Raw genomic sequence first — 15,162 nt, 5'->3', positions numbered from 1 at the left:
CTGCGAATCGGTGCCAGACAAGGAATCACGGTCGATTCCTGCGATGCAATAGTTGGTGCGCTCCCTCAGCCCCCTCGGCTAAATGTGGGTAATTGAAAGACGGTCTTGACGACGTCATCAGCCCGGGATCGATGCAAATCTCTTTAAGCGTAAAGACGGAGGCGCTTCGTCACGGGCTCCGTTTTGTCCGACAGCGCTGAGGTGCATCTGCCCGTAGTGATAAGCGCACCATGACGTTATCTTCTTGAGGTTTCCGACTTACAGGCTCACCGCACATATAGGAGATCTGGAATCTTCATCTTTCAAGCCGACTATGGCTCGGCATTGACCTTCAGTGTGGTCGACCAACAGAACGTTCTTGGTACCGTCGGGTTTTTTCATCGTGCTGCCCCGAAATGCGAAGCAATCTTTCGCGATTGTCGCGCCGGTCTAGCCGCCTAAGCCGATTGGAACCATCGGAGGTCGGATCGACCATCCTGCATTTCCGAGATGACGGCGCCGTGCGAGCTCCAATCGGGCTGAGCGAACACAACCGAAAACTCCTTTTCAACTGATCTCCACTGGTGTCCCGACCCGGGGAGGAACTCGGTTTCCAATCTGCAATAGGGGGAGCCGCACAGCGTGGTAGGGGTGACGTTGACGTCCTCTGAATTGACCAGCTCTCCAGCGATGTGGATCAGTGAAGGCATATGGTGCTGGCCGTAGATTGTTGAGCCCATCAGGACCACGCGCGAGCCGCACTGTCGCGATGATCGAGTTATAACGGTGCGGTGCGATTCTGACATGCTCGAACATTCGCAATCCTTATCTCGACCAGCCCGAGACTGATGTACCTTGAGATCGTACAATTTAACCTTACGTGCGATTCAAGCCCCTTGGTGTTGTCGCTGGATCAAACTTTTCCGAGGCTCACCGGGCAACGCCGATAGGAAAAGTGGAAGAGCTCGCGGTGCCAAGCTTAAATTACTCGCCGCAACCGAGAAGTACACAGTACCACCTCTTCTGCACTCGACTCTCACGCCATAGCGCGCCTTTGTCCCGCCAACGCAATTCATGCGATGCACCCCAGCTGCGGCGCCTGCCCTGAAAAAACGAGCTGCGTGAATGCGCGAGCGCGCCGCCGTACGGCGGCAAATGGCCTGGCAGCTATCGCGTCACGCAGCAATCATCGCAGCGTCTGATAGAGCCGATGCTATAGCCGCCCACGCGGTTCAACTAACGAAATGTAGAGCTGCTCATAGTGGGTATGCGCGCCCTTGCCGTCACGGCGAGGCCGTCGAGTCTTGCGGTACGCGACGCGGTAAAATCGCCGCCGGAAACGCCGCCGGTGAAGACGTCGACCAAATCGAAGCCGAGCCCGGCGGCAAGGGTTTGGCATGATCGAAGAGCGCAGCTCCGGCGCTTCACTTCTCATAGGGGGCGCTCCTGCTCCCGTCGCTTCGAAAGCGGGGCTGCTGCGTCTGTGACGCAACCGCGGTAAGCGCCTCGACGTGTGGCAGAGGCAACTCGCGCTTTGCGCTTGCAATCTCTTCGCGCTCGTTGGCTTCGATGTTGGTGTTAAAAATGTCGTACATCGGCCGTGTCAAGCATTGGAGATCGCGATCAGGTGTTTCAATCGCGCGGCTGCCGCACCGCTATTAAGGGATTCGTGCCCAAGGGCGACGCCGTCCTTCAAGCTGCTTGCGCGGCCGGCCACGATCATTGCCGCGGCGGCGTTGAGAAGAGCAACATCGCGGTACGGACTTGGCATGCCGTCGAGCACGCTTTGCAGCGCGATTGCATTGGAATCGGCGTTGCCGCCCCTCAGCGCCTCGTTATGGCAGCGGGCGAGGCCCGCTTCTTCGGGGGTGACTTCGAAGGTGCGGATCGCATCTCTCTCTAGCGCGGCAACAAACGTCGGCCCGGTGAGGGTGATCTCATCGAGTCCATCTGAGCCATGCACCACCCAGACGGACTCAGCACCAAGGTTCTTTAACACCTGCGCCAAAGGCTGCACCCATTGCCGCGAAAACACTCCGACGATCTGCCGCTTGACTCCGGCCGGATTTGCGAGCGGGCCGACTAGATTGAAGATCGTGCGGGTCCCAATTGCCGCTCGGATTCGGGCGACGTGGTGCATAGCCGGATGACGGATGGGCGCAAGCATGAAGCCGATGCCAGCTTCGTGCACACAACGAGCAACGCCTACAGGCGGGAGGTCGACCTTCACGCCGAGGCGGGCCAAGACGTCAGCAGCACCTGATAGTGAGGACACGGCGCGGTTGCCATGCTTGGCCACAGGAACGCCGGCCCCGGCGACGATGAATGAGGCGCATGTCGACACGTTGACTGAGCCCGAAGCGTCACCGCCCGTACCAACGATGTCGACGGGATCGGGGGGCGCACTGACCCGGAGCATTTTGCTCCTCATGGCCGAGGCTGCGCCGGTGACTTCTTCTACGGTTTCGCCACGTACCCGCATCCCCATCAATAATCCTCCGATCTGGGAGGATGTCGCCTGGCCCGACATGATGATTTCAAAGGCTGTTGCGGTCTCCTCGCGGGTCAGCGTGGCACCTGTAGCAACTTTGCTAATGATCGATTTGAGGGCGTTCATTGCTCTACATGTGCTTAGTCGTTCCAAGTGGCCTCATTCGAAACGGGCGTTAGTGGGGTCATGCAGCTCGGCAACCGGTCCGGCTCGGACCGCGTATGCGTTGTCGAGGCATGCGTGGTGTCAGCTTGAACGTCAGTCGGCTCTGCAATCCTACAACCTGACGCTACGTAAGAATCAAGCTATCCATGGCGTTCACTTGCAAAGGAGCAAGTGTTCTTTGCTCGAGATCAGATCAGACGATTGGACGGCAAGACGGTGGATGGTCCATAGTCGAGCATGGCGGGATAACTTCTTCTGCACCCAGCCCGTCGTGGAATAGTTGACTGAGATCGGCATGATGGCTTGCATGTCTCCTCCCAGGACTGTTATCGTCGATGATGAATGGACCCAACAATTCATCAGTAGGGCGCACCTTAGATCTTAATGTGACTGACGCGTCCGTTGGTGGATCAGAGTCAGCAGGGCGGCCCGCGCTTGCATCAATCGCGAACTCCAGATCTCGATGGCTTCGACCCGCAGGAGCCTCGCAATACACTACGCAATGCTAGAAGTGTAACGAGCAGATCATCTCGAGTGTTACGCAATTTGCGTAGTCCCCACGCGAGGTTCGATGCGCGGCCAATCAGGGCTATGCGACCCCAGCTCGGCCTACTTCGGCGCAACCCGTTATCCTGATCGACAACGTGGTCACCGAATTCAACGCACCACTTAGAAACGGGCTGGTCTAATTTGACCAAGGTCGCGAATTCGAGTTCTGCCCGGAATGTGGACGACACCAATCTGGCTCATGCCGGGGACAGGACGATGCGTCGATTTGGACCCAGCTAGGGAGTAGAATCTACAGAGACGGACGTTCGACTCCTGCCGGCTACATTCGGAATACGCCATAATGGGGCGCTTCGATGGGAGCATTCAGCGAAGCGCTCAGGGCGATCGCGAGTGCACTTCGGGTATCGACTGGATCAAGAATTCCGTCGTCCCAGATTTCGGAGGTTGCATAGTAGGCGCTGGATCGTTCCCGATACTCGTCGAGAAGGGGACCTCGAATAGCTGCCAGCTCCTGCTCTGCGAGCCGCCCACCGTCACGGGCCAGTTGTCTGGTCTTAACGTGGGTCAGCACACCTGCCGCTTGCTCGGCGCCCATCGCAGAGATCTGAGACTGCGGCCAGGTGAAGACGAACCGAGGATCGAAAGCACGTCCCGCCATAGCGTAGGTACCTGCTCCGTGCGAGCTGTTGCAAACGACCGTAAATTTTGGGACCGACGCTCCCGAGACGGCCATGATCAGCTTGGCACCATCCTTGGTTATGCCACGGCGCTCGTATTCGCGGCCGACCATGAAACCCGTCGTATTCTGCAGGAAGAGCAGGGGCGTCCGGTTCTTGTCGCATAGTTGGATGAAGTGAGCGCCCTTCAGCGCACTTTCGCTGAGCAGCACGCCATTATTTGCAAGAATCCCTATTTGATATCCATGAAGCCGCGCGAAACCTGCACAGCAGGGACGTGCCGAAACGCGGCTGGTATTCGTGGAATCGGCTACCATCGATCATGCGGGCGATGATCTCCCGCATGTCGAACTGCACTCGAGGGTCCTTTGGAATAATGCCGTATAGTTCCGATGCGTCGTAAGCAGGGGGCTCCGGGGCGGCTTGATCAATCGGAGTCTTCGCGGGACGATGGAATCGGGCAACGATATCACGTGCGATCGCAATGGCGTGCATCTCGGAGCTTGCGGAATAATCGCTCGTGCCCGACACGCTCGTATGCATGTGGGCGCCCCCAAGCTCCTGTGCCGATACGTCTTCACCGGTAGCAGCTTTCACGACTGGAGGGCCACCGAGAAATATAGCTCCCGTATCCTCGACCATAATGTTGAATTCGCTAAGCGCCGGGACGTAGGCCGCTCCCGCTGTGCAATGACCCATTGCGATCGCGACCTGCGGTACTCCCATCTTGGAGAGAATGGATTGGTTACGGAGGATCCGACCCGCGAAGTAGCGATCGGCGAAGAACTCTGCCTGAAAAGGTAGGAATCCTCCGGCGCCGTCGCACAAATGAATCACTGACAGACGATTCTCGATTGCGACGTCCAAGGCTCGCACTATCTTCTTGACAGACAACGGATACCATGCGCCGCCCTTTACGCTTGCGTCGTCTGCATGAACCATCACCTCGCGACCCGCGACGATCCCGATGCCGACGACCTGTGCCGCGCCGGGCACTTCGCCGTTATAGGCCTTGTTAGCGGCCAGCGTTGAAAGCTCGAGGAACGGAGTTTTTGGATCGAGCAAGGCGTCGATCCGATCTCGTACAAACAGCTTATTTTGACGTCGAAGGCGCTCGAGCTCCCGGTCGGGCCGCTGGAAGCGGACAGCACGTTGCCGCTCCTTCAACTCGTCAGCAAGCCGCCTGTTGTGGAGCTCGTTTTGACGAAAGTCTTGCGAATTGACATTCGCCCCAGAAGCGATTCGTAGCATTTCAGCGCCCTTCTTTCGATAGCGTAATCAGCACAGCATCCCGCTCGAAGCTCTCCCCTTCTTTGAAATGGATTCGATCGACTACGCCATCCTGTGAAGAGCGAATAATAGTTTCCAGCTTCATGCTCTCAATCATCATCAGCGCCGCGCCTGCGGATACCGGTTGACCAGGCGAAACCGCGATCGTAACGACTACTCCCGGCATCGGGGCGCGGGTCATGAGCGAAGTTGCCTCTTGGTTCACGCAAGCGAGCGTTCGCAACGGGTCGCTGTAGCGCAAAACGCGCATCATGCCACGGATGTGGACGTGGATCAGGTCGCCTTCGATGACGAAGCGGACTCGTTCGGTCTCGCCGGCAATGGTCAGGACACCTGAATTCTCGCCGTATTGGGCAAACGCGACCGGGGAAATGACTTGGTCGCGCAAGTGAAGATGATAGGAGCCGGATTGGCAGGGTGAAAGCCATAACTGATGGTCGACGCCATCAACCTCGACGGAGTGATACACGTCAATTTCTCCAATGGCCGAGCGAAGCGTGAAGCGCGGGCACGGCATCGGCCGATTCGCGCACTTGTCGGGTAAGGAGAGCAGCTGATGCCAAGAATGCCGGTAGGCCGGTAGCAGAGTCACCAGCGGCAATGTGCGGGTTTTCCTCCAGATATCCCGTATGAAACTGTCCGCGGACAAACGACTCGTCGGAAAGGATGCGGGCGAGGAAGCTAGCGTTTGTCTCGCAGCCGAGAAGAATGACCCCCTGAATCGCGTGATTGGCCGTGGCGGTGGCCAATGTGCGCGTCGGCGAATGCGCGATGATCTTTGCGAGCATGGGATCAAACGCAGTGGTGATTGGCTGACCCTGCGTGATGCCGCTGTCAATCCGTACCCCGCTCGGATACTCGAGAAGAAGTACTTTGCCGGACGTCGGAACATAGCCTCGTTCGGGGGCTTCAGCGTACAGCCTTACTTCGATAGCGTGGCCGTTCGAAACGATATCTGACTGAGCAAAACCAAGTTCTCGGCCCGCGGTGGCATAGACCTGTTCGGCGACAAGATCGATGCCGGTGATCATCTCAGTCACGGGATGTTCGACCTGTAGGCGCGTATTCATCTCGAGAAAGTAGAATTCTCCTGCATCGAAAATGAATTCAACGGTTCCTGCGTTCTGATAATTCGCGGCGCGTGCGATACCGACCGCGGTCTCGCAGACGCGTTTCCGTAGTTCTGGCGACAGCGCTGGCGAGGGCGCTTCCTCGATGATCTTCTGGAAGCGGCGTTGCACCGAGCACTCCCGCTCAAACAGGTGTACAATGTTCCCAAAAGAGTCGCCGAGTACCTGCACTTCGATATGCCGCGGGTTCTCAATGTATCTTTCGACGTAAAGCCGGTGATCCCCAAAATACCGTTGCCCCTCAGAGCGAGCCTGCTCAATCGCGCCTTCCAGAGCATCGACGTCGCGTACAATCCGCATGCCCTTGCCGCCCGCGCCCCCTGACGGCTTTACCAGCAAAGGGGTTCCAATTGCACGCGCCCTGGAGACGAACGTCGCTGGATCGTCCTCCTCAATTGCAGATGGGGCCACTGGAAAGCCGTTCGACTGGACGAAGTTGCGGGCCCGAATTTTATCGCCCATCAGTTCAATAGTTTCGGGTGCGGGGCCGATGAACGCAATGCCGGCCTTTATCACGGCCGTGGCGAATTGAGCCTGTTCGGAAAGAAATCCATAACCTGGATGAACAGCGCCGGCGCCCGCCTTGTGAGCGGCGGCGATAATTTGTGCGATGTCCAGATAGGCCGCGATCGGCGTGTGACCGCTGATAAGAATCGCTGTGTCGGCCATGGAGACTGCCGGGCTTTGCGCATCGACCTCGTGGTAGACAACTGCAGAACGAAGGCCCAGCTTTCGCAACGTCTTGATGATGCGGGCGGCGATCTCGCCTCTGTTGGCGATAAGGACGGTATCGAAAGGCATTGTGTGCATTCATATCCAAACAAACAACTCAAACGAGACTTCCGTCACTTGGGAGCGGTTGGTCCGCTTTCGATGGCTCCGCTCGCTTATCTGTTGACAGTGAGTCGGCATCCACCGCGCAATTTATTACCTTGCGGCTCGGTTTGGGGAGCGCCGCGCGGGGACGATCGAGGGTGCAGGATGGTTCGTAGTACGTCAATTCGAGTCTCGTTTTTCTTGCGGTATCGCCAATGGAAATCACCGTTCGGCGGCTGATCTCGCGCACCCGCCGACTCGAGCACAGAGATGCCGTTGCACAATAAGAACTACTGCACAGCAGTTGGCTTTGGGACGCAAAAACCAATGCGTTCGTTGTGTGCGCGTCACGATATCTCTTTAGGTCGGTACGTTGCGGTATTGGTGTTCCTGCGCAAGGCACAGTATGGCCTGTCTATAGGAAAACAGACCGGAACCGTTCAAGTCGTTGGTGGCTCGGAAGCGTTGCTTTGTATGCTAGAACCGAAGGCTGCGATTTGTTGACGATTTACAATCAGCATGCCGATGTGGTCGTAACGCGTGTTGTCTTGCCGGACTCGACCTCGCAAGTTTGCCTGGTTGCGGACGAGCTGATCGAGCAGTTGCACGTCGACAAGGCACTAACGTCTTCCCGACGGCAAAAAAGGCCCGGCCTCATTTTGGAAGCCGGGCGAAGTCAGTCTGGGAGGAGCGACGCTGCTACACATCGCCCCGACCGTCGGCAAGGGAGAGTCGCCGCCGGCTCATTTACGGCGAGCGTTCGCCGCAAATTCGAAATACGACAAGGTCGTTATGCCATCGTCCCACACCCTCGTTTGTCAGAGGTCGCGATCTCATTTCAAGATCGTACAATGTGACGTTACGTGCGATTCAAGGCCTTTCAACGAAATGATCGCACAGTTTTGTCCAAGCTCCTGGCTTCCCGGAAGTAGCCAGGTCCGTACGTAACGCACTATCCATTCTGTCTACGGGTGGGGGCTTGCCCCGTGTGTCAAACGCCATCCGGAACCGCCCACTTTGCTTCATGAAGAACTGCCCCCACCATCCGGATTATGATCTCGGTTGAAGGTTGTTTCCCCCGGTGACGGGCCGGAGGGAGGCGGAGCCGACCGGAGGGCCGTCACCGGCGGTCGGCGTCTTGGCGAGGCCGCTTTTGCGCTTGGCGCGGAGCCGGTAGCTGTCACCGCGGATCGTCAGCACATGGCTGTGGTGCAGGAGCCGGTCTACGCGCATCATTTCCTGTTTGGGCACCGGCTTGAGGTGCTGAAGGAGCGGTCGGGGCGCGGTCCCGCCCACGTCGTTGTCGCGCTGCCGGACGGACGGCCGCGGGCGGTTCGGATGGCGTCGACGGATCTTGCCGAGAGCCGATCACTTCCCGCCCGAACGCCGTCGATCTGCCGCGCATCAGTGCACGTACGCTGATCCCATTGATGCAACATTTGAGCGCGAGTCTCAGCCTTCTCGACGAGAAGGTGATTCGCGATGACCCACCAGGTCGCGTTGCGTATCGACCACTGCCGACGTCGGCAAATCCACCCGGCCGCCCGACGGCCGACATTCCGCGCCTGTGGCCGAATCTGTCGACCGCGACGCAAACCCAGATCGCTCAAATCCTCGCCACGCTGCTGCGGCGAATGCAAGCGGTTGCCGGCACGCCCGGAAGGGGACTGAGCCGTGCACCGAGCCAAGTTGGCCTATGTCTACGTGCGGCAGTCATCCGTGAACCAGGTGCGCCAGCACCAGGAGAGCACCGAGCTGCAGTACCGCCTCGTCGATCGTGCCATCGGTCTGGGCTCGCCGCCGGAACGTGTCCAGGTCATTGACGAGGATCTGGGCAAATCCGGTGCTGGCGCTGTGGATCGTCATGGTTTCCAGAAGCTCATTGCCGAGATCGGCCTTGGCAACGCCGGTCTTGTGGTGAGCCTCGACGCTTCTCGCTTGGCCCGCAATAACCGGGATTGGCATCAGCTGCTCGAACTGTGCTCGGTGTTCGGCGTGCTCATTGCGGATGGCGAGCGGCTTTACGATCCGCCCGCCTACCACGACCGCCTGCTGTTGGGCTTGTCCGGCATCATGAGCGAGGCGGAGCTGCATCAGCTTCGGATGCGCCTTCACCAAGGGGAACGCCAGAAGGCGGCGCGGGGCGAACTGCGGCTGCCCCTGCCAGCCGGGCTCGCCTATGATCGAGCGGGCACAATTATTCTCAATCCTGACGAGGAGGTGCAGGCCCGTCTTCATCTCGTGTTTGCTAAATTCCGGGAACTGCAAAGCGCTCGCGGTGTGATGAGGTACTTGGACAGGAATGGATTGTCCTTGCCGGCTCGACCGCTGCTTGGACCATCTCCACACGAGATCGTCTGGCGTGCGCCAGATAGTGCACGCGTCCTTAGTATCCTTCAAAATCCAGCCTATGCTGGGGCGTATGTTTATGGCCGCCGGCAAAAGGATCCGAGCCGATGCCGGCCGGGATCGCTGACGGGAACGGTCAAGGTGGCGATCGCGGATTGGGCGGTTTGCCTCCACGCCGCCCACCCAGGCTATATCAGCTGGGAGGAGTTCATGGCCAACCAGGGGCGACTGGCAGATAACATCTTCCGCTATGAGGCAGGACACTCTGGCGTACCGCGCAAGGGGGCAGCCCTGTTACAAGGAATTGCGATTTGCGGCCGTTGCGGACGGCGCATGAGCATGCGCTACACGGGCCCGAATGCCGACTATCCGGTCTATTGCTGCCGCTCGGATCGGGACCAGCAAGGCAGTGCACTATGTCAGGAAGTCCGGACCTTGGCGGTTGACGCGCTGGTCGAACGGATGCTCCTCGATGCCCTGGTGCCGGATCAGATTGAGATCGCACTCGCGGCGGCGGGCCAACTGGAGCAAGAGAGCCGTCAGCTCGAGCGTCAGTGGGCGCTTCGCGTGGAGCGCGCCCGCTACGAGGCCGAGCGCGCCCGGCGTCAGTATGACGCCGTCGAGCCCGAGAACCGTCTTGTGGCGCGCTCACTTGAGCGGGCTTGGGAAGAGAAGCTGCGTGTCGTCGAGACGGTCGAGCAGCAGCATGCGCGTTGGCGCGCGCAAGAGCCGCTTCTGATTGGCCCGGCGGAACGCGCAGGGCTACAAGCGCCGGCGAGAACCTGCCGCGGATTTGGAATGCGGCCACCACGTCGGCAGCCGATCGCAAGCGCATTCTGCGATTTGTCATCCGCGAAGTCGTTCTTGATCAGAAGCGGACCCGAGGTCAAGTGTGGCTCAAGATCGTCTGGCAGACCGGCGCAACCAGCGAGCATCACGTACAACGGCGCGTTCACACCTACCGCGATTACATCGACATTGATCGGTTGCGGCGACGGATCGTCGAGTTGAATGCTGAACACAAAATGGATGCCGAGATCGCGGCGATACTCCAAGGCTTTGTCGCGGCCCGAGGCTGCGCCTTCAAAGGCGAGAACGTCTGGGTGTTGCGTACCCGCTGGGGCATTCCCACCGTCAAAATCAACGGCATAGACAAGAACCCAACGCGCTGGCCCGACGGGAGCTTCTCGATTCAGGGCGCAGCGGCTGAGCTTGGAGTAACCCCGCAGACGGTGTTCGATTATCTTGCGCGCGGAATGCTGGCAGATCGTCAGTTAACCAAAGGCCAGCCATGGCAGATCGAGCTCTCAGACGAACAAATCGGTCGGCTGCGCAATCGGATACGACGTACCAAGCGTTCAAAGACGGAGGCATCATGAAGTCATCGGCTCGGCAATGACATCGTGCCATTGCGACACGGGCACCTGAGTCGTGATCAACAGCGATCCCTTGTCGTAGCGATCGGTTGAAGCTGGCTTCGGCATAGGTGTAGTTCGAGGCGCCGAGCACAGCGACGAAGATCTGCATGCTGCGCGCCTCGCCGCTGAGCCCGTCAACCACCTCCATGGTATGGCCGGAATAGTCGACGAACAGCTTCTCGCCGGCGACATGGACCTGGCGCAGGGTCGGCTTGAGGCGGCCGGTCCACTCCTTGTCGCGTTCGCAGAACCACGCATAGCTGAAGCTGTCGGAGTTTGCGTCGCAATACTCCTCCCACAACAGCATCAGCGTGACGTTCGGGCGCCGCAGCTCGCGATGCACGAGCGCCCAATCCGGATGCGGACGCTCGTCGCTGGGCCGATCAGAAGGCGGCGGAAACAGGCGGTTCTCGAGCTGGACGTCGTCATCCAGCTCCGGCGGCAGCGGCCAGGTTAGACCGGCGCGGCGGGCTCGGTTGAGGTACTTGCTGACCGTGCCCGGGCCAAGCCCAGGCTGCGGGCAAGGGCGCGTTGCGACATGCCGACGCTGTAGTGCAGGCGTAGAACTTCACGGATGTGGCGCATGGACAGTCTCTCGGTCGGCATCTCGATCCTCTGCGGTTAGGCAAAAGACCAAGCTACCCGGGTTGCAGACTGTCAGCGGCGCGCGCTTCCTAATTGCCCCGATCGCATCGCTGGAAATAGCGATCACCATCCGCTGGAAACGGTGATCACGATGCTCTGGAATGGGTGATCACGATGCCCTGGAATCCGTGATCACGATCGGCTGGAACACGCAGCAATACGCCCAACGACTTGAGTTGTCGGGCGTGTTCGTGAGACGTCACCGTCTAGATCACGTCTCAACAATCTCCGTTAGCTCGGCCACCCCTCGATGATTCGAGCCTCCACGCTCCGGCCGCTCTCAATCGAGTATCGAGGATGAGCATCGCGAGTGCTCTGGGCGCCTGATCTGTCCCACCTGATGGCCGCCGCTAACGTGGTAGCCCTGCGCCAAATCCCGTCCGGCTGGTCCGGGTGCGACCATAGCCGTAAAGCGGATGAACGCCGTAGGGGTAACGACAGTCGCGCCAACGATCGCGAAAGAAGCCCCAGTGCTGTCGCGTCGAGCCTGGTTCCCTCAACGCAACTTGTCGATTCGCCAGAGTTTTGGCGTGGAGTGGATCAAGCCGGCCAGCCTCCCGCCGATAGCTGGAACACAGCGAACTTCTGGCAGGATTTGTCGTTACCCGCCCATTCGCCAGTGCAAAGCGTCAATCCGCCAAGCCCACCATCATGGGAGCCAAGCTTCGGGACATCGATAGCGGATCGACCGGGACCCTCAACGCAACTTGTCGATTCGCCAGAGTTTTGGCGTGGAGTGGATCAAGCCGGCCAGCCTCCCGCCGATAGCTGGAACACAGCGAACTTCTGGCAGGATTTGTCGTTACCCGCCCATTCGCCAGTGCAAAGCGTCAATCCGCCAAGCCCACCATCATGGGAGCAAAGCTTCGGGACATCGATAGCGGATCGACCGGGACCCTCAACGCAACTTGTCGATTCGCCAGAGTTTTGGCGTGGAGTGGATCAAGCCGGCCAGCCTCCCGCCGATAGCTGGAATACAGCGAACTTCTGGCAGGATTTGTCGTTACCCGCCCATTCGCCAGTGCAAAGCGTCAATCCGCCACCATCATGGGGGCAAAGCTTCGGGACATCGATCTTCGCGCCACAGTACATGCCGCCAGCGCAAGACTTAGGAGGATTCGTCCCTCCGAGTTGGCAACACGGCAATCAACCGGCGCCGGAGAACCTCCGGCGCGGAATGCACTGGCATAACGTGCTGCCGAGCCCGGACCGACCACAGACCCACATCAGGATTCATGATGTGCCCTACACGGCCACTCTGGGGCGATCAGGCAAGCAGAACGACATTCACGTTTTCCTGGAATAGGGAGGAAAAGATCGAGCAATAGATGATAACGTCCGTGAAGAACCCAAAGAGCTATCGCCCAAAGTTGGTGACGGCGGGAATCGGAAAGGCGGCATATCGTGGGGGTGCTTGACGCCTCCACTTCTCCACCGAAGGAGCGATATGCCTTGTCCAACGATAACGTCATCCATCTGATTCAGCCTGGAATCTTCGACGATCAACTCACAGAGTCTTGCGCAATGGGGCGCGTGTCCTGCTTGCCCAGGCGGTCTAGGCCGAGGTTGCAGACTTTCTCGGCCAGCATTCCGATTTGAAGACCCGGGACGGCCACCAGCGCGTCGTCCGCTACGGTCACCTGTGCGCATTTCGCCGATGGTGAGCAGCGGCTTTGACCGACATGGTGATTGGTTCAGGGGTTTGGGTTGACGCCAAGAGTTTGGTTGCGGGCGTTCTGCTTTCGCATGCTTTCTCCGGAGAGTTGGAGGCGGTGAGCGTTGTGAACGAGGCGATCCAGGATGGCGTCGCCGAGGAGCAACGCTGCGGTTCGACGTGATCAGCATGTCGCCGGTTTCGTAGCGCCGGCTCACCAGTTGGAAGAACAGATGCGCCGCGTCAGGTTTAAGTGGTGTGTTTCGGCATGGAATAAGGACCCCGTTTTCGGGGTGATCGGCATCCAATCGGGGCTCTGACGCAAGTTTGGTGCAGCGCCGACTATTCGGCACCGATCAGTCTAGCTTGAAGCAGGTCGATTTTGCCGCGGCCGTACATTTGACGACGAACGAGCTTGAGGCGCGTGATCTGACCTTCAGTCTGTCCGTTGGACCATGGTGAAGTGATTGCCGCCCGTACCGCCGCCTCATCCTTCGCGACGCCGCTGGCGAACGAGGCGACGAGACTGGCGCGGGCGCGCTCGACCCATGGGGTGATGCCTGCCTCGGTCTTGCGCCGGATCATCAGGTGGAATTCGGCGATGATCTCGCGTGCCTCAACCAGGGTTGGTACGCCAGCTTCGATCGCCGCGACCGTGACGGTCTCCGCTTTCGTGAGTAAGTCTCGGCCGATGGTCATCAAGCGCGCGATGGTCCTGGCCGACGGAATCCTCTGAAGGCTTCGCGCGTCGGCCTTTTCAGCCCGTCGTCTGCGGGTTGCCCACTCGCTGATGACGCGGAGCGAGCCTCGGAAGCCATGCGCCGTTAAACCACGCCAAAGTTCAGCTCCGTTGCGACAGCCAGATGCCCACTGATCGTCGAGCCACGGCAAATGCAGATCCAACGAACTTTGCCTGGTCCGGAAGACATCGTTGCGTTCGCCGCGGATCACCTGCCGTACGAGCTTCCTGCTATGGCCAGTCTGGCGCATGATCTGCTTGATGGGTACACCGTTCTTCGACAGAGCCAGGATGGCCGCATTGGTCTCCTCGCGCCGCAAATAACCCTCATATTGGAGGCGCTCGGCGGCTGTTAGTAGCTTGGGATCGATCGTGGTTGCGCCGATGACGGTGCGTATCTGGCGCATCGATTTGCGGACGGCATCAAGGAAGGCTCGGCTGGCGTTCTCCATTAGATGCCAACGGTCCGCGACCTGTACCGCGTGCGGCAGGGCCTTTGCTGCGGCTTCGCCATATCCCCCGCCGCGATCGCGAGCGACGACCGAGATCGAGGGATGAGCAGCCAGCCAGGCTTGGGCGGTCGCGGGCTCACGATCCGGCAGCAAGGTGACCACCCGGCGCTTCTCCAGGTTGCAGATGATGCTGGCGTATCGGTGATTGCGCCGCCAGGCCCAATCATCGATGCCGATGACGTTGAGAGGATCGGCCGGCGAACAGCTGCGGCGTCGGACGACACGCAGGAGCGTGTCCTTGCTTACTGGCAGCATCAGCCGTTTTGCGAAGCCCGCCGCCGGTCGGCCGCCGAGCGCCAGACCCAGGTGATGGACGATAGAATCCAGCCTCGCCGTTCGTCGCGCCGATGGAGCCAATATCCCATCAGCGAAACGCTCAGTGAAGATTTGGCGTCCGCACAGGACGGCGTCGCAGCGGAAGCGGCGGGCGATCACCAGGAGCTCTACGACCCGCCCGGATAGCGGCAGATCGGTCACGCGCCGCCGATACCGGCTATGGATACGCCGCGAAACTGTCCCGCATGATGGACACCGGCCGACACTTCCGGACGTCCGGACCGTGATGACGGCCTTATCACCCTCGTAGCACGCACTCTCTACAACAAACCCACGCGGCACCAGACTGGAGCGGTGGAGTGCTTGCTGCACGGCGCTGATTCTCCCCAATCAATGCGCCAGAGATCCCTCGAACTGCATCAAAAGTGATGGTGTGGAACGGCCCTTCGAACCGGCATCAAAAGTGCCTAACGTGGTCGCTTCGAGAGGCGCCACAAAGGAAGGACCGTTC

The 15,162-nt window shown here is 59.5% G+C and carries 7 protein-coding genes and 5 pseudogenes; 3 read left to right on the top strand and 9 right to left on the bottom strand.

Annotation, left to right across the window (positions count from 1 at the left end):
• Positions 1-1,192 precede the first annotated feature (1,192 nt).
• The 6 genes and pseudogenes from IVA96_RS23170 to IVA96_RS23145 form a co-directional block, all read right to left on the bottom strand.
• Positions 1,193-1,418: pseudogene (locus IVA96_RS23170) on the bottom strand (M20 family peptidase); the annotation flags it as partial.
• 164 nt (positions 1,419-1,582) lie between these two features.
• Positions 1,583-2,596, bottom strand: coding sequence for an anthranilate phosphoribosyltransferase (gene trpD, locus IVA96_RS23165; protein WP_247277996.1), 1,014 nt, complete (start codon positions 2,594-2,596; stop codon positions 1,583-1,585).
• An 868-nt stretch (positions 2,597-3,464) separates the two neighbouring features.
• A pseudogene (locus IVA96_RS23160) lies at positions 3,465-5,073 on the bottom strand (carboxyl transferase domain-containing protein).
• A 1-nt stretch (position 5,074) separates the two neighbouring features.
• Positions 5,075-5,581 carry a biotin/lipoyl-containing protein gene (locus tag IVA96_RS35880; RefSeq protein WP_247277994.1) on the bottom strand — a complete coding sequence of 169 codons (507 nt, stop codon included), beginning with the start codon at positions 5,579-5,581 and terminating at the stop codon, positions 5,075-5,077.
• Position 5,582: 1 nt separating this feature from the next.
• Positions 5,583-7,043, bottom strand: a complete 1,461-nt coding sequence (locus IVA96_RS23150; protein ID WP_247277993.1) for a biotin carboxylase N-terminal domain-containing protein — start codon at positions 7,041-7,043, stop codon at positions 5,583-5,585.
• A 1,065-nt stretch (positions 7,044-8,108) separates the two neighbouring features.
• Positions 8,109-8,285: pseudogene (locus IVA96_RS23145) on the bottom strand (ATP-binding protein); the annotation flags it as partial.
• On the opposite strand from IVA96_RS23145, the gene IVA96_RS23140 reads away from it, so the two are divergent.
• Positions 8,259-8,480, top strand: a complete 222-nt coding sequence (locus tag IVA96_RS23140) for a hypothetical protein (protein ID WP_247278048.1) — start codon at positions 8,259-8,261, stop codon at positions 8,478-8,480. The pseudogene IVA96_RS23145 and the gene IVA96_RS23140 sit on opposite strands and share 27 nt — an antisense overlap.
• 267 nt (positions 8,481-8,747) lie before the next feature.
• Positions 8,748-10,418, top strand: a complete 1,671-nt coding sequence (locus tag IVA96_RS23135; protein WP_247277992.1) for a recombinase family protein — start codon at positions 8,748-8,750, stop codon at positions 10,416-10,418.
• Positions 10,419-10,547: 129 nt separating this feature from the next.
• Here IVA96_RS23135 and IVA96_RS23130 read toward each other — a convergent pair whose 3' ends face one another.
• Positions 10,548-11,168 (bottom strand): hypothetical protein, encoded by a 621-nt coding sequence (locus IVA96_RS23130; RefSeq protein WP_247419409.1) that lies wholly within the window; start codon positions 11,166-11,168, stop codon positions 10,548-10,550.
• A 1,706-nt stretch (positions 11,169-12,874) separates the two neighbouring features.
• Between IVA96_RS23130 and IVA96_RS23125 the strand changes: the two are divergent.
• Positions 12,875-13,113 (top strand): annotated as a pseudogene (locus tag IVA96_RS23125) (IS256 family transposase); the annotation flags it as partial.
• A gap of 51 nt (positions 13,114-13,164) precedes the next feature.
• On the opposite strand, the pseudogene IVA96_RS23120 reads toward IVA96_RS23125, so the two are convergent.
• Positions 13,165-13,284, bottom strand: a pseudogene (locus IVA96_RS23120) (ATP-binding protein); the annotation flags it as partial.
• A gap of 182 nt (positions 13,285-13,466) precedes the next feature.
• On the bottom strand, positions 13,467-15,023 hold the full coding sequence (locus tag IVA96_RS23115; RefSeq protein WP_247419402.1) for an ISL3 family transposase: 1,557 nt from the start codon (positions 15,021-15,023) through the stop codon (positions 13,467-13,469).
• Positions 15,024-15,162: the final 139 nt, after the last annotated feature.

It is taken from the genome of Bradyrhizobium sp. 159 (genome assembly GCF_023073795.1).
GTDB lineage: Bacteria > Pseudomonadota > Alphaproteobacteria > Rhizobiales > Xanthobacteraceae > Bradyrhizobium.
This window is presented reverse-complemented; position numbering and strand designations above follow the sequence as displayed.

Excerpts from the sequence above, each read along its gene's own strand:
- trpD (WP_247277996.1), bottom strand. The coding sequence starts at position 2,596 with ATGAACGCCCTCAAATCGATCATTAGCAAAGTTGCTACAGGTGCCACG.
- IVA96_RS23150 (WP_247277993.1), bottom strand. The coding sequence starts at position 7,043 with ATGCCTTTCGATACCGTCCTTATCGCCAACAGAGGCGAGATCGCCGCC.
- IVA96_RS23140 (WP_247278048.1), top strand. The coding sequence starts at position 8,259 with ATGGCTGTGGTGCAGGAGCCGGTCTACGCGCATCATTTCCTGTTTGGG.